Below are 12,150 nucleotides of genomic sequence, written 5' to 3' on the forward strand. Positions count from 1 at the left end.
AAAAAAAACCTATGCTCATTTACAATGTTACCATCAACATAGATAAAAGTGTGCACGATGAATGGTTGTTGTGGATGCGTGACAAACACCTCCCGGACATGTTGGCAACCGGAAAATTTACCCATGCCAAAATGGTAAAAGTTTTGGTTGAAGAAGATATGGGCGGAGTTACCTATTCCATTCAATACACCACAAAGGACAGACAGACCTTGGAATTGTACTATAAAGAAGACGCTGAGCGATTACGGGGCGATGCCCAAAAATTATTTCCCAATAAGTTTGTGGCTTTCCGTACAGAACTTGAAGTCATCAGTCAGCAAATACCCTAAACCTTGACCTACCTTTTCACCTATGGTACCTTACAAGACCTGCAAGTACAGGAATATGTATTTGGACGTACCATTGATGGACAACCTGACCATTTACTGGGATTCAAAAAACTTGAAAATGCCGTTTATGAAAGGTATCCATTGGTAGTTCAAACCCAAAACCCCCAGGATAAAGTAAAAGGTAACGTTTATGAGGTTTCCGAAATCGACCTAAAAAAGGCCGATATTTATGAAACCCACGCCTACAAACGTCAAAAATTCCTTTTGGAATCTGGCAAAAAGGCATGGGTCTATGTCGAAAATTCCAAGTAACTTGCAAAAAAACCCCGTGTCCAAAAAGAACAAAAAAAAGTCTGGCAATGGTAGGCCCTATCGCAATGAAAATGAGCAGGGAAATGGTGCTGTAAAAGCCAAAAAACATTTGGGCCAACATTTCCTGAAAGACGAAACAGTTGCACAAAAAATAGCGGACACCCTTAGCCTTAATGGTTATACCAACGTTTTGGAAATAGGTCCGGGCATGGGTGTACTCACCAAGTATCTTTTACAACGCGATCTAGAATTGGTGGCCATGGACCTGGATGAGGAATCTATTATCTACCTAAACCACAGTTTTCCGCTGGAACATGCAGAGATTTTAAAAAAGAACAACCGCCTTAACATTCTCGAAGCTGATTTTTTGAAATTCGATTTAAGGGACCTTTATGGCGATGAGCAATTTGCCATAACAGGCAACTTCCCATACAACATCTCGAGCCAGATTGTTTTTAAGATGTTGGAAATACGGCAACAAATTCCAGAGTTTTCGGGAATGTTCCAGAAAGAAGTTGCCCAACGTATTTGTGAAAAACCCGGTAGCAAAACGTATGGCATCCTATCAGTGTTGGTACAAGCCTTCTATGAGGCTGAATATTTGTTTTCCGTACCGCCCCAGGTTTTTGATCCGCCCCCAAAGGTACATTCCGGGGTATTGCGACTTACCCGAAAACCAGACCTAAAGTTACCTTGTGATGAACACCTTTTCTTTAAAGTGGTGAAAACCTCTTTCAACCAAAGACGGAAAACGCTTCGTAACAGCCTTAAAACCTTTGATCTTTCCGATAATCTCAAAGAAGATACTATCTTTGACCAGCGCCCAGAACAGCTCAGTGTGGCAGATTTTGTAACGTTGACCCAAAAGATAGCCAATGACCCCGTTTAAACTTACAGACGAGCTTTTAGAAGAAATCCAGCAACTGATAGCGGAACATAAAAATGCCGCCCTTCAGGCCATGATGCAGGAGTTCCACTATGCGGATATTGCCGAAATAGCCGATGAACTCGATGTAGAGGAGGCTACCTATCTCATTAAGCTACTGGACAGTGAAAAAACATCGGATATCCTTGCGGAAATGCACGAGGACATCCGGGAGGCGGTATTAAAAAACCTTACTGCCAAGGAGATTGCTGGAGAGCTGGGGGAACTGGACACGGATGATGCTGCCGATATTATCAATGAGCTCCCCAAAGAGATGGTCCAAGAAGTCATCTCTGAAATTGAAGACAGAGAGCACGCCAAGCACATTGTGGACCTGCTCCGCTATGACGAGGATAGCGCTGGTGGACTTATGGCCAAGGAATTGGTCATGGTAAACGAGAATTGGAACGTGCTCACCTGCGTCAAAGAAATGCGTGCCCAGGCCGAAAATGTCACAAGGGTACATTCCATATACGTGGTGGATGACGAAGGTAGGCTCAAGGGCAGGCTTTCATTGAAGGATTTGTTGACCACATCCACCAAAACCAACATCAAGGATGTATACATCCCAAAAGTGGATTCCGTAACGGTCAACGAAAAAGGGGAAGAAGTGGCAAAAATCATGTCTAAATACGACTTGGAAGCCATTCCCGTGGTTGATGAAGTGGGCAGATTGGTAGGCCGCATCACCATTGATGATATTGTGGATGTAATTAAAGAGGAGGCTGACAAAGATTACCAATTGGCTGCAGGTATATCTCAAGACGTGGAGGCCGATGACGATATCTGGGTCCTGACCCGTGCCCGATTGCCTTGGCTCATGTTAGGCCTTTTGGGTGGTTTGGGAGCTGCCGCGATTATGGGCGGATTTGAGGAAATGATATCCAAACATGCGGTTCTCTTCTTTTTCACTCCATTGATAGCGGCCATGGCGGGTAATGTTGGGGTACAGTCCAGTGCCATCATTGTGCAAGGTCTCGCCAATGATGATCTCAAAGGAAGTATTAGCAACAGGCTTGTCAAGGAAATGTTATTGGCACTCTTGAACGGACTCATTTTGGCTGTCTTACTTTTGTTCTTCACATGGTTTTGGAAAGGATCATTCAGCACAGCCTTGGCCATTTCCCTATCACTCGTAGTGGTCATTGTTGTAGCAGGACTGATAGGCACCTTTATCCCACTCTTCCTTCATAAAAGGAACATAGATCCCGCTATAGCCACAGGACCATTTATCACTACTAGCAACGACATTTTTGGAATCCTGATTTATTTTTTGATCGCCAAACTCATCTTGGGCATTTAATACACAACCATGAAATCCATCAATCTAAAGCAAAAACATGCCGAATTCACCAATCAATGGCACCCACACCAAATAGCTGTGGTGGACGATATGCAAGTTCTTTTGGCCAAGTTGCAAGGAGAATTTGTTTGGCATGCCCACGAACACGAAGATGAACTGTTCCAGGTCATCAAAGGCACCCTTTATATGCAATTTAGAGATCGGACCGAAGTGGTAAAGGAAGGAGAAATTATTGTGGTGCCCAAAGGAGTGGAGCACAATCCCATGACCAAAAATGGAGAGGAAGTGCATGTGCTACTTTTTGAAAAATTGACCACGGCCCATACTGGCGATGTTCAACATGAAAAAACACAGACCGTTTATCCCAAAATCTAGGAATTGTATATTTAGCTTATGAAAGTTCTCCACCTGGACACCAATCACCCTTTACTTTTGGAACAATTTGCCCAATTGGGTTTTGAAAATCATGAAGATTATTCCTCTTCCAAAGAAGAAGTGGAGCAAAAAATACATGAGTTCGACGGTGTAATCATCCGTAGTAGATTTACTATAGATCAGCAATTTTTGGACAAGGCATCCAACTTAAAGTTTATTGGCCGTGTTGGTGCAGGATTGGAAAACATTGATGTGGAATATGCCAAACACAAGGAAGTTTTTCTTGCTTCGGCCCCTGAAGGTAACCGAAATGCCGTGGGTGAGCACACCTTGGGTATGCTTCTGTCTTTAATGAACCACATGGGCAAGGCCAACCATGAAGTAAAAAAAGGAAAATGGGACCGCGAAGGGAACCGTGGTGTGGAATTGGATGGCAAAACCGTGGGCATAGTAGGCTACGGAAACATGGGCAAGGCATTTGCGAAAAAACTCAGGGGCTTTGATGTGGAAGTCATTTGCTATGATATTGTGGGAGGCGTTGGCGATGAAAATGCCCGCCAAGTCGGGATTATGGAGTTTCAACAAAAATCGGATGTGGTAAGCCTTCATGTACCCCAGACCGAACTTACTGTGGGCATGGTCCATTCAGAGTTTATAAATGGATTCCACAAATCTATTTGGTTATTGAACACGGCCCGTGGAAAATGTGTAGTCACCAAAGATTTGGTGGAAGCGTTAAAATCAGGAAAAGTATTGGGTGCCGGATTGGATGTGTTGGAATATGAAAAGAAATCCTTTGAGAACATGTTCATCCAAAAACCCAAGGCCTTCAAATATCTTAGAAAGGCCAAAAACGTGTTACTGACTCCCCATGTGGCCGGATGGACCGTAGAAAGCAAGGAAAAGTTGGCCCAGACCATTGTGGACAAGGTGAAAGCAAGATTTTGCTAATTTAACAGGGTGAAAAAAACCATTTTTGCTTTTTCGGCATTGATCATTGCCCTGCTCTTTCTTTTCAAATTGGGCAAATACGCCTATTTCTCCGGCGACATTTCCATGGAGATTGGTATTGCGGTAATTGCCCTTGTATTTTTCTTTATTGGCATTTATATCAATAAAAAAGCTCTTCAGAAAAAGAAATCCGAATCTCCTGCCGTTGACGTAAAAAAAATTGAACAGCTGGGCATCAGTAAACGAGAATACGAAGTGTTGGTAGAGATTTCCAAAGGGCTGTCCAATAAGGAAATTGCACACACTCTTTTTGTTTCGGAAAGTACCATTAAAACCCATGTCTCAAACCTACTGGTAAAACTGGATGCCAAACGTCGCACCCAAGCCATCCAAAGAGCTATAGACCTTCAGATTTTATCCGTTTAAGACCTTTTTTACTCTAAAGTTCCATGGTTTTGGTACTTTAGTATGAGCTTCGATTCCCTCGGCACAACTACTTTTGGGTCAATTATATAACTAAAAAATCATGAAGAGAACAGTCTTGAAATTCGGTTTGTATGGAGCCTTTACCATTTGTATCCTTTTTTTGGTGAGTTGGTTTATCTTTGGCAATCTCCCATATTCCACCCAAGAAGTCCTGGGTTATGCATCCATGATTTTATCATTGGGATTTGTCTTTTTGGGCATTAAATATTATCGGGATAAAGAGAATGAAGGGAGAGTACGTTTTAAAACCGCCCTACTGATTGGGGTATTCATCAGTTTAATTACTGCTGTGGCCTTTGGTATTTTGGATGTCATCTACACCGAAGTGCTCAACCCAGCTTTTATGACAGAATACTATGACCGTAGCGCCGATAGCTTAAAAGCATCCCTTCCCCCTGAACTTGTTGAACAAAAATTGATGGAGCTTGAAGCTCAACGGGAATTGTTTTCCAATCCATTGATGTCCTTTGCACTCATGGCCATGACGGTCTTTGTGATTGGGTTTATCATTTCCCTACTTTCGGCATTGATTCTACAACGAAAATAAACTTCTCATGACCCTAGATGCACAGACACCGGATGAATATATCAGTAAAGTACCTGAAGACCGTAGGGAAGCTGTTTCCAAATTAAGGGAAACTGTAAAGCAGCATTTACCCAAGGGTTTTCAGGAGTGTATCAGCTATAAAATGATTGGCTATGTGGTTCCGCATTCACTCTATCCTGATGGATATCATTGTGACCCGAGCTTACCCCTACCCTTTATCAACATTGCTTCGCAGAAAAATTTCATAGCCCTCTATCATTCCGGTATTTATGCCAACCCCAAACTTCACAATTGGTTTGTAAAGGAGTACCCAAAGTACGTATCTACTAAATTGGATATGGGCAAAAGCTGCATCCGTTTTAAAAACAGCAAGAATATTCCCTTTGAACTGATTGCCGAACTATGCCAAAAAATGACCCCTAAGGATTGGATCACTTTATACGAACAAAACATTAAAAAATCATGAAACAAAGAGTAACAGGAATCGGAGGGTTTTTCTTTAAAACCAAAGACCCCAATAAAATCAAGGATTGGTATAAGACCCATTTGGGCTTGAACACTGACCAATACGGTTGTTCCTTCTGGTGGAAAGACAAAGAAGGTAACGACTGCATGACCCAATGGAGCCCCTTTGCAGAAGACACCACCTACTTTCAACCCAGTGAAAAACAGTTCATGATGAACTTTAGGGTAGAGAATTTAGTGGAATTACTGGAAGCCCTAAAGAAAGAAGGGGTAACCGTTGTGGGTGAAATAGAGGAATACGACTACGGAAAATTTGGATGGATAATAGATCCTGAGGGCAATAAATTGGAGCTATGGGAACCTGTTGATAAAGCATTTCTTTAGATATTGAATTATTTGCTACATTTAGTAATCGTTTAACCAACACATTAAAAACCATGTCTGAAGAAAAAAAAGACTTAGGAGATAAAGCTGAAGAAGCTTTTGACAAAGCCAAAGATGCAGCAAAAGAAGCTGCGGAGGAAGCCAAGGAAGCCGCCAGTGATTTCAAGGAGGATGTAAAGGAAACCTTTGACCCCAAAAATCCTGACAGCGGTAAAACGGTTGCCCTTATTGCCCATTTGACTTTGATCGGATGGATCATAGCCATCATCATGAACAGCAGCAACAAAACCGAAATCGGTTCTTTTTATGTAAGACAGGTACTTGGGATTTTTCTGGTTGGGTTTGTTTTGGGAATTATCCCTGTGGTAAACCTTATTGGATGGATATTCCCAGTTATTCTTTGGGTGATTAGTTTGATCGGAGCCATAAACGGAACCCAAAAACCGGTCTTTTTGGTGGGTGAACACTTCCAAAACTGGTTCAAGAGCCTATAAAACAGATACAAAAAGCCAGATTTTTTCCTTCTGGCTTTTATTTTTACTTGCTTTATCGTAATATTGCAATATAAAATAAAGATTCAAAGAAAAATACGCTCACATGGGAGCCTCCAAAACACATATATTTTCACCAACGCATAACGAATTGGCCCAAATAGCCAAGGTCATGGCGCACCCTGCGCGCGTGGCCATCCTGGAATACATTAGCAAACAGGATGCTTGTATATGCAATGACTTGGTGGATGTTATCGGTCTGGCCCAACCCACCATATCACAACATTTGAACGAAATCAAGAAAATTGGGTTGCTCAAAGGGACCTTTGAGGGGAAAAATCTTTGCTATTGTATTAACCAAGAACGCTGGGAAGAGCTTCAAGAGGCTTTTAACACCTTCTTTTCCAATATTAACCGTAATTGCTGTTAACATGAAAACATCAGAATTTTTATCCATCCTTCAACAACACCAAGACAAAAGTCTACTTTTTGAATACACAAAAGATCAGTTCGTTGGAGCCAATTATCATATTACCGAAGTAAAAAACATCACTGTGGATTCCGTTGACTGCGGCGCTGGTACAGATTTTTGGAAAGAGACCGTGGTACAACTTTGGGAAAGTCCCAAGGAAATTGGCAAAAGGGATTTCATGTCTGTCTACAAGGCCCTTTCCATTTTAAAAAAGGTGGACAGGATAAAACCCATGCAAAAAGATGCCGAAATCAAGTTTGAATATAGCAACGACAACTTTCATACTGCCCAGTTATTTGTAGATGACTACACATTGGATGAAAAACAGCTCACACTAAAACTGTCTGTTGAGAAAACAGATTGCAAGGCCAAGGAAACTTGTGGGGTCGAACCAACATCAACCACCTCAGCGGTTGAAACCGAAGCTTGTTGCTCCCCTGAATCCGGTTGTTGCTAAAAAAGAGGTCATGTTGATCCGTAGCATGAAAGCTTCTGATTGGGAGCAGGTACAACAAATCTATACTGAAGGTATAGCCACTGGCTTTGCCACCTTCGAGACCAAGCCTCCAAGCTATGAAAATTGGAATCTGTCCCATGTGGACTCTTGTAGATTGGTTGCTGAGGAAAATGGCATTGTACTGGGTTGGACGGCTCTGTCACCAGTTTCAAGTAGATGTGTTTATGGAGGTGTGGCCGAAGTAAGTGTATATATTGGCTCCAAAAGCCGTGGAAAAGGCGTTGGAAAACAGCTTATGCTACAGCTCATTACCGAAAGTGAAAAGGCTGGATTTTGGACATTGCAATCCGGTATTTTTCCCGAAAATAAAGCAAGTGTAAAACTCCATGAAACAGTGGGTTTTCGCTATATTGGCAAGCGCGAACGCGTGGGTAAAATCCATGGGGTCTGGAAAGACAACCTTTTATTTGAAAAGCGTAGTAAAAAGGTTGGAATAGAATAATCATCACATCAAAAACCAAATAAAAAATGAAAAACGTATTGGTACTTTGTACCGGAAACTCCTGCAGAAGTCAAATGGCCCATGGCTACCTCAACTATTTTCAAGATAAGCTAGCCAACATCTATAGTGCAGGGATAGAAACCCACGGACTAAACCCTGGGGCTGTGGCCATCATGAAAGAAGACAGGGTGGACATTTCCAACCATACCTCCAACCATGTGGATGAATATGCTGGTATTGATTGGGACTATATCATCACTGTATGCGACCATGCCAAGGAAAACTGCCCTTTTATCCCGGCCAAAAATGCCATACGCATTCATCAAAACTTTTTTGATCCCTCTAAGGTCAAGGGTTCGGAAAAGGAAATCCACGATGCTTTTTTAAAGACTCGGGAAGAAATCAAGGAGTTTTGCCATGATTTTGTCAAGGAGGAGTTGAGAGGCTAATCCACATTGTGGGTAGCTGGACCTTCAGCCAGTTTTCGTTCCAATTCTGCTTGAAATTCTTCCATAACGGGCTTTACCGTACTTTCAGGTAGGTCCGCAATCCGTATGTACATGAGTCCGTCTACGGAATTATTAAATAGTGGATCCACATTAAAGGCCACCACCTTGGCGTTCTGTTTGATATATTTTTTGATCAAAACGGGCAAACGAAGGCTCCCTGGCTCCACTTCACTGATCAGCTTATCAAACTTATTGAGGTCGGCTTGGGTCTCATCAAAAACAAATTCTTTGTCCGCATCATTGAGCTTTACCTTAAACTCCTTTTTGGGACGGATATATTGTGCCACATAGGGATCCCAATAATTGGATTTCATGAATTCGATCATAAGGGACTTGGAGAAATTGGAAAACTGGTTGCTGATGCTTACCCCTCCTATCAAATATTTATGTTCTGGATGCCGCAATGTGGTATGCACAATTCCTTTCCACAATAGAAAAAGGGGCATGGGTTTTTGTTGATATTCCTTGATAATGTAGGCCCTTCCCATTTCGATGGATTTTTCCATCATTCCATAAAGTTCCGGCTCAAAACGGAAAAGATCCTGAAGGTAGAACCCATCTATCCCATATTGATTGAAGATTTCGGATCCCAATCCCATACGGTAAGCCCCAACAATTTTCTTATCCTCATCATCCCATAAAAAGAGATGGTGGTAGTAAGAGTCGAACTTATCCAAGTCAATGGCATTGTTAGTCCCCTCACCTACTTCCCTAAAGGTGATTTCCCGCTGCCTTCCTATTTCATTCAAGATAAAAGGAATATCTTTCTGTTGGGCCAGATACACCTCATAGTTCTTGCTCTGGAGCACCCTGCAGTCCTTTTCCCGTAATTTTTCTATCTCCCCTTCCAAAACTTTGGAATTGACCGGTGTGGCTATTTTTTTGGGCGGTTTGGGAATCTTTAATGTCGTCGGGACCTTATCGATCAAACGTTCCTTCTCGAACACATTGGCCAAAAGATACGTTTTCTTGCGTAGCAGCTCCGTGTAGGATTCCAAGGTCTCCTCTTCGTTTTGAGTAGCCACGGAAATGGGCTGACCTATACGCACCTTAATAGGTCTTCTGCTCTGCGATGTCAGTTCCGAAGGCAGCTTGGCCGTCCTAAAAACATCGTTCATTTTGGACAACCGATAAAAAAGTCGACTGTTACGTGCATGAAAGTAAATAGGCACCACAGGAACCTCGGCCTTACGAATCAGTTTAATGGCTGCTTCTTCCCATGGGCGGTCCACCACCAATTTGCCATCGCGATATGTGGACACTTCCCCTGCAGGAAAAATCCCCAATGGATGTCCCTCCTGTAAATGTTTGAGTGCATTCTTGAATCCCATAATACTGCTTTTGGCATCCTTATGGCTCTCAAAAGGATTTACGGGCATAATGTATGGTTTCAACGGTTCTATGCGGTGTAGCAAAAAGTTGGCTATGATTTTAAAGTCCTGACGTTCATTCAACATCAGTTTCAACAAAAGAACACCATCTATACCTCCCAAAGGATGATTACTGATGGTGATATATGGTCCTGTTTTGGGAAGTCGTTTTAAATCTTCCTCCGGAACTTCAAAATCAATTTCGTAATGTTCTAAAATGGCATCCAGAAATTCAGGTCCAGGGAGCTCCTTATTTCTGTTGTAAAATCGGTTTATGGTAGTAATCTTGGTAGCCACCATTAAAAGCCATCCAACAAAAGTGCCCAAAAAGCCATACTTGTCCAGATGAATCACTTTTGCTACCTCTTTCGCAGAAACCAGCCCCATGTATATTCGTATTGTTTAGGTAGACGTAAAGATAGAAAATTACGGGTATTGGGCTTGGTATTCCAAAAAAGTGCATCGCATCCGCTATTTTACCACTAACTGGACCGTTTCCTTGCCGCGTTGCTCCACAAGCACTGACTTCCCATTTTGAAGGGATTTTACGGCATTGTCATTGAAATGGCGAATGGTGTAAAGAGATACCTCTTCATGGCAGACCACTTTGAACTTTCTTTTCAACTCGTCCAACATGGATTGAAGCCCATTGAACTTATTGTCAAGACAGACCGAAAAGCTAATCGCAGAGTTCTGGATCAGGTCTACTTTTAATCGATGATCATGGAAGAGTTTAAATATTTCGCTGATGTTGTCTTCCACAATGAAAGAAAAATCCAAAGAAGAGAGCTTTAGAAGAACTTGGTCTTTTTTAACGATGAAACAGGGTACTTTGGGCACAATTCCAATGCCTTTGCCTACGGTTGTTCCTTTGTCCTTGGGGTTTACGAACGATTTTACATGCAAAGGTATTTCCTTTCTTTGCAAGGGCTGCAATGTTTTTGGATGTATCACAGAAGCTCCATAAAAAGCCAATTCTATAGCTTCTCGATAGGAGATCTGCTCCAATAGTTGGGTCTCTTTAAAATTTCTGGGGTCTGCATTCAATACGCCCGGCACATCTTTCCAAATGGTTACGGATTCTGCATTAAGGCAATAGGCCAAAATGGCGGCCGTGTAATCCGAACCCTCTCTACCTAAGGTGGTGGTGAAGTTATTATCATCACTTCCCAAAAATCCTTGGGTAATGTTCAACTTGGACATATCTACCTTTGCGGTCACCTCGCTTTGAGTACGATCCCAGTTGATTTGGGCATCCCGGTAATTGTTGTCGGTTTTGATCAAGGTACGAACATCCAACCATGTGCTGGCCATGCCCACCTCGTTAAGATATTCGCTAACAATAGTGGTCGAAACCAATTCTCCATAGCCCACCACCTGATCATATACAAATGCATATTTTGGTGACTTGTTCCAAGTTAAAAAGCCTTTAACCTCTTCAAAAAGCAATTTGATCTTGGAATAAATTGGATGGGATGTGTTCTGGAACAGTTCTGCTAAAATGCCATCATGATAGTCCATGACCTCCTGTAGCATTCCCGCTACTGCGTCTTTGTCCTTAAAATAGGCCTCAACGACCTTTTCCATGGCATTGGTGGTTTTTCCCATTGCTGATATCACCACCAAAGTGTCTTTATGCCCCATTTGGTTAAGGACATTTACCACATTTTTAACCCCATCGGCATCTTTAACGGATGCACCTCCAAATTTAAAAACTCTCATGCTTAAATATTGTTGATTGGAAGCTTAGTTTAAACCTTCCATATAATTTTTAATACCTTTTTCATCCAACTGTACCACATCCCAATCCCGCAGTACGTTGGCTCCTTTCTTTTCATAGAACTCAATGGCCGGGTCGTTCCAATCCAATACTTCCCAGCAAATTCGTTTCACACCAAGTTGATGGCCATATTGCACTACCTTATCCAACAAGGCGGTTCCCAAGCCACTTCCCCTCATTTTTTTAGAAACAATAAGATCTTCTAAATGAATTACTGGACCTTTCCATGTGGAATATCTGGGATAGACCAAGGCTATGCCCACAATTTCATCTGCTACTTCGGCCACAAAACAATGGAACAACTTATTTTCCCCAAAACCGTCTTTTTCCAAGTCGGTTTGGGTAATCTCAACCGCATGGGGCTCTTTCTCAAAATCGGCAAGTTCCTGAACCAGCTTCAAGACTTGTCCCATATCATTTTTTCGGGCGTTTCGAATCAAGTATTCCATTTTGTTACAAATAAAACTCAAAGTTATAAATATCTAAAACTTA

General features: G+C 42.1%; 18 protein-coding genes. 15 read left to right on the forward strand and 3 right to left on the reverse strand.

Annotated elements, in window-relative coordinates:
• Positions 1-11 precede the first annotated feature (11 nt).
• The 15 genes from ACP14V_RS15010 to ACP14V_RS15080 all read left to right on the forward strand — a co-directional run bounded on the left by ACP14V_RS15010 (position 12) and on the right by ACP14V_RS15080 (position 8,448).
• Positions 12-329, forward strand: coding sequence for a DUF4286 family protein (locus tag ACP14V_RS15010; RefSeq protein WP_136564697.1), 318 nt, complete (start codon positions 12-14; stop codon positions 327-329).
• A 3-nt stretch (positions 330-332) separates the two neighbouring features.
• Positions 333-641 carry a gamma-glutamylcyclotransferase family protein gene (locus tag ACP14V_RS15015; RefSeq protein WP_272608795.1) on the forward strand — a complete coding sequence of 103 codons (309 nt, stop codon included), beginning with the start codon at positions 333-335 and terminating at the stop codon, positions 639-641.
• On the forward strand, positions 622-1,530 hold the full coding sequence (gene rsmA, locus ACP14V_RS15020) for a 16S rRNA (adenine(1518)-N(6)/adenine(1519)-N(6))-dimethyltransferase RsmA (protein ID WP_272608796.1): 909 nt from the start codon (positions 622-624) through the stop codon (positions 1,528-1,530). The genes ACP14V_RS15015 and rsmA overlap by 20 nt, the downstream gene beginning before the upstream one ends.
• Complete coding sequence (mgtE, locus tag ACP14V_RS15025) at positions 1,517-2,869, forward strand: magnesium transporter (RefSeq protein ID WP_136564700.1); 1,353 nt, start codon at positions 1,517-1,519, stop codon at positions 2,867-2,869. Before rsmA ends, mgtE begins: the two co-directional genes overlap by 14 nt.
• A gap of 9 nt (positions 2,870-2,878) precedes the next feature.
• A complete protein-coding gene (locus tag ACP14V_RS15030; protein WP_272608797.1) occupies positions 2,879-3,244 on the forward strand; it encodes a cupin domain-containing protein in 366 nt (121 codons plus the stop codon).
• A gap of 18 nt (positions 3,245-3,262) precedes the next feature.
• On the forward strand, positions 3,263-4,195 hold the full coding sequence (locus ACP14V_RS15035) for a 2-hydroxyacid dehydrogenase (protein WP_272608798.1): 933 nt from the start codon (positions 3,263-3,265) through the stop codon (positions 4,193-4,195).
• A 9-nt stretch (positions 4,196-4,204) separates the two neighbouring features.
• On the forward strand, positions 4,205-4,621 hold the full coding sequence (locus ACP14V_RS15040; protein WP_272608799.1) for a response regulator transcription factor: 417 nt from the start codon (positions 4,205-4,207) through the stop codon (positions 4,619-4,621).
• Positions 4,622-4,721: 100 nt separating this feature from the next.
• Positions 4,722-5,228 (forward strand): DUF4199 domain-containing protein, encoded by a 507-nt coding sequence (locus tag ACP14V_RS15045; protein ID WP_272608800.1) that lies wholly within the window; start codon positions 4,722-4,724, stop codon positions 5,226-5,228.
• 7 nt (positions 5,229-5,235) lie between these two features.
• Complete coding sequence (locus ACP14V_RS15050) at positions 5,236-5,694, forward strand: DUF1801 domain-containing protein (protein ID WP_272608801.1); 459 nt, start codon at positions 5,236-5,238, stop codon at positions 5,692-5,694.
• Entirely contained in the window at positions 5,691-6,077 is a 387-nt protein-coding gene (locus ACP14V_RS15055) for a VOC family protein (protein WP_136564706.1), read from the forward strand. Before ACP14V_RS15050 ends, ACP14V_RS15055 begins: the two co-directional genes overlap by 4 nt.
• A gap of 53 nt (positions 6,078-6,130) precedes the next feature.
• Complete coding sequence (locus tag ACP14V_RS15060) at positions 6,131-6,571, forward strand: YtxH domain-containing protein (RefSeq protein WP_236640823.1); 441 nt, start codon at positions 6,131-6,133, stop codon at positions 6,569-6,571.
• 103 nt (positions 6,572-6,674) lie between these two features.
• A complete protein-coding gene (locus ACP14V_RS15065) occupies positions 6,675-6,998 on the forward strand; it encodes an ArsR/SmtB family transcription factor (RefSeq protein WP_136564707.1) in 324 nt (107 codons plus the stop codon).
• Between the two features lies 1 nt (position 6,999).
• The gene (locus tag ACP14V_RS15070; RefSeq protein WP_272608803.1) at positions 7,000-7,497 is read left to right on the forward strand and encodes a DUF6428 family protein; all 498 of its coding nucleotides are present in this window, start codon (positions 7,000-7,002) and stop codon (positions 7,495-7,497) included.
• A gap of 10 nt (positions 7,498-7,507) precedes the next feature.
• Entirely contained in the window at positions 7,508-7,999 is a 492-nt protein-coding gene (locus ACP14V_RS15075; RefSeq protein WP_272608804.1) for a GNAT family N-acetyltransferase, read from the forward strand.
• Positions 8,000-8,025: 26 nt separating this feature from the next.
• Complete coding sequence (locus tag ACP14V_RS15080) at positions 8,026-8,448, forward strand: arsenate reductase ArsC (protein ID WP_272608805.1); 423 nt, start codon at positions 8,026-8,028, stop codon at positions 8,446-8,448.
• Here the strand turns inward: ACP14V_RS15080 and ACP14V_RS15085 are convergent.
• From ACP14V_RS15085 to ACP14V_RS15095, 3 genes are all read right to left on the reverse strand, one after another.
• Entirely contained in the window at positions 8,445-10,265 is a 1,821-nt protein-coding gene (locus ACP14V_RS15085) for a GNAT family N-acyltransferase (RefSeq protein WP_136564710.1), read from the reverse strand. The two genes, ACP14V_RS15080 and ACP14V_RS15085, sit on opposite strands and share 4 nt — an antisense overlap.
• 84 nt (positions 10,266-10,349) lie before the next feature.
• Entirely contained in the window at positions 10,350-11,600 is a 1,251-nt protein-coding gene (locus ACP14V_RS15090; RefSeq protein ID WP_136564711.1) for an aspartate kinase, read from the reverse strand.
• A gap of 24 nt (positions 11,601-11,624) precedes the next feature.
• Positions 11,625-12,107, reverse strand: a complete 483-nt coding sequence (locus ACP14V_RS15095; protein ID WP_272608806.1) for a GNAT family N-acetyltransferase — start codon at positions 12,105-12,107, stop codon at positions 11,625-11,627.
• Between the last annotated feature and the right edge of the window lie 43 nt (positions 12,108-12,150).

It is taken from the genome of Flagellimonas alvinocaridis, assembly GCF_965248585.1.
GTDB classification, from domain to species: domain Bacteria; phylum Bacteroidota; class Bacteroidia; order Flavobacteriales; family Flavobacteriaceae; genus Flagellimonas; species Flagellimonas alvinocaridis.

Bases quoted from the DNA above. Each gene is read 5' to 3' on its own strand.
- ACP14V_RS15010 (WP_136564697.1), top strand. From the start codon at position 12: ATGCTCATTTACAATGTTACCATCAACATAGATAAAAGTGTGCACGAT.
- rsmA (WP_272608796.1), top strand. From the start codon at position 622: ATGTCGAAAATTCCAAGTAACTTGCAAAAAAACCCCGTGTCCAAAAAG.
- mgtE (WP_136564700.1), top strand. From the start codon at position 1,517: ATGACCCCGTTTAAACTTACAGACGAGCTTTTAGAAGAAATCCAGCAA.
- ACP14V_RS15030 (WP_272608797.1), top strand. From the start codon at position 2,879: ATGAAATCCATCAATCTAAAGCAAAAACATGCCGAATTCACCAATCAA.
- ACP14V_RS15035 (WP_272608798.1), top strand. From the start codon at position 3,263: ATGAAAGTTCTCCACCTGGACACCAATCACCCTTTACTTTTGGAACAA.
- ACP14V_RS15045 (WP_272608800.1), top strand. From the start codon at position 4,722: ATGAAGAGAACAGTCTTGAAATTCGGTTTGTATGGAGCCTTTACCATT.
- ACP14V_RS15050 (WP_272608801.1), top strand. From the start codon at position 5,236: ATGACCCTAGATGCACAGACACCGGATGAATATATCAGTAAAGTACCT.
- ACP14V_RS15055 (WP_136564706.1), top strand. From the start codon at position 5,691: ATGAAACAAAGAGTAACAGGAATCGGAGGGTTTTTCTTTAAAACCAAA.
- ACP14V_RS15060 (WP_236640823.1), top strand. From the start codon at position 6,131: ATGTCTGAAGAAAAAAAAGACTTAGGAGATAAAGCTGAAGAAGCTTTT.
- ACP14V_RS15065 (WP_136564707.1), top strand. From the start codon at position 6,675: ATGGGAGCCTCCAAAACACATATATTTTCACCAACGCATAACGAATTG.
- ACP14V_RS15070 (WP_272608803.1), top strand. From the start codon at position 7,000: ATGAAAACATCAGAATTTTTATCCATCCTTCAACAACACCAAGACAAA.
- ACP14V_RS15075 (WP_272608804.1), top strand. From the start codon at position 7,508: ATGTTGATCCGTAGCATGAAAGCTTCTGATTGGGAGCAGGTACAACAA.
- ACP14V_RS15080 (WP_272608805.1), top strand. From the start codon at position 8,026: ATGAAAAACGTATTGGTACTTTGTACCGGAAACTCCTGCAGAAGTCAA.
- ACP14V_RS15085 (WP_136564710.1), bottom strand. From the start codon at position 10,265: ATGGGGCTGGTTTCTGCGAAAGAGGTAGCAAAAGTGATTCATCTGGAC.
- ACP14V_RS15090 (WP_136564711.1), bottom strand. From the start codon at position 11,600: ATGAGAGTTTTTAAATTTGGAGGTGCATCCGTTAAAGATGCCGATGGG.
- ACP14V_RS15095 (WP_272608806.1), bottom strand. From the start codon at position 12,107: ATGGAATACTTGATTCGAAACGCCCGAAAAAATGATATGGGACAAGTC.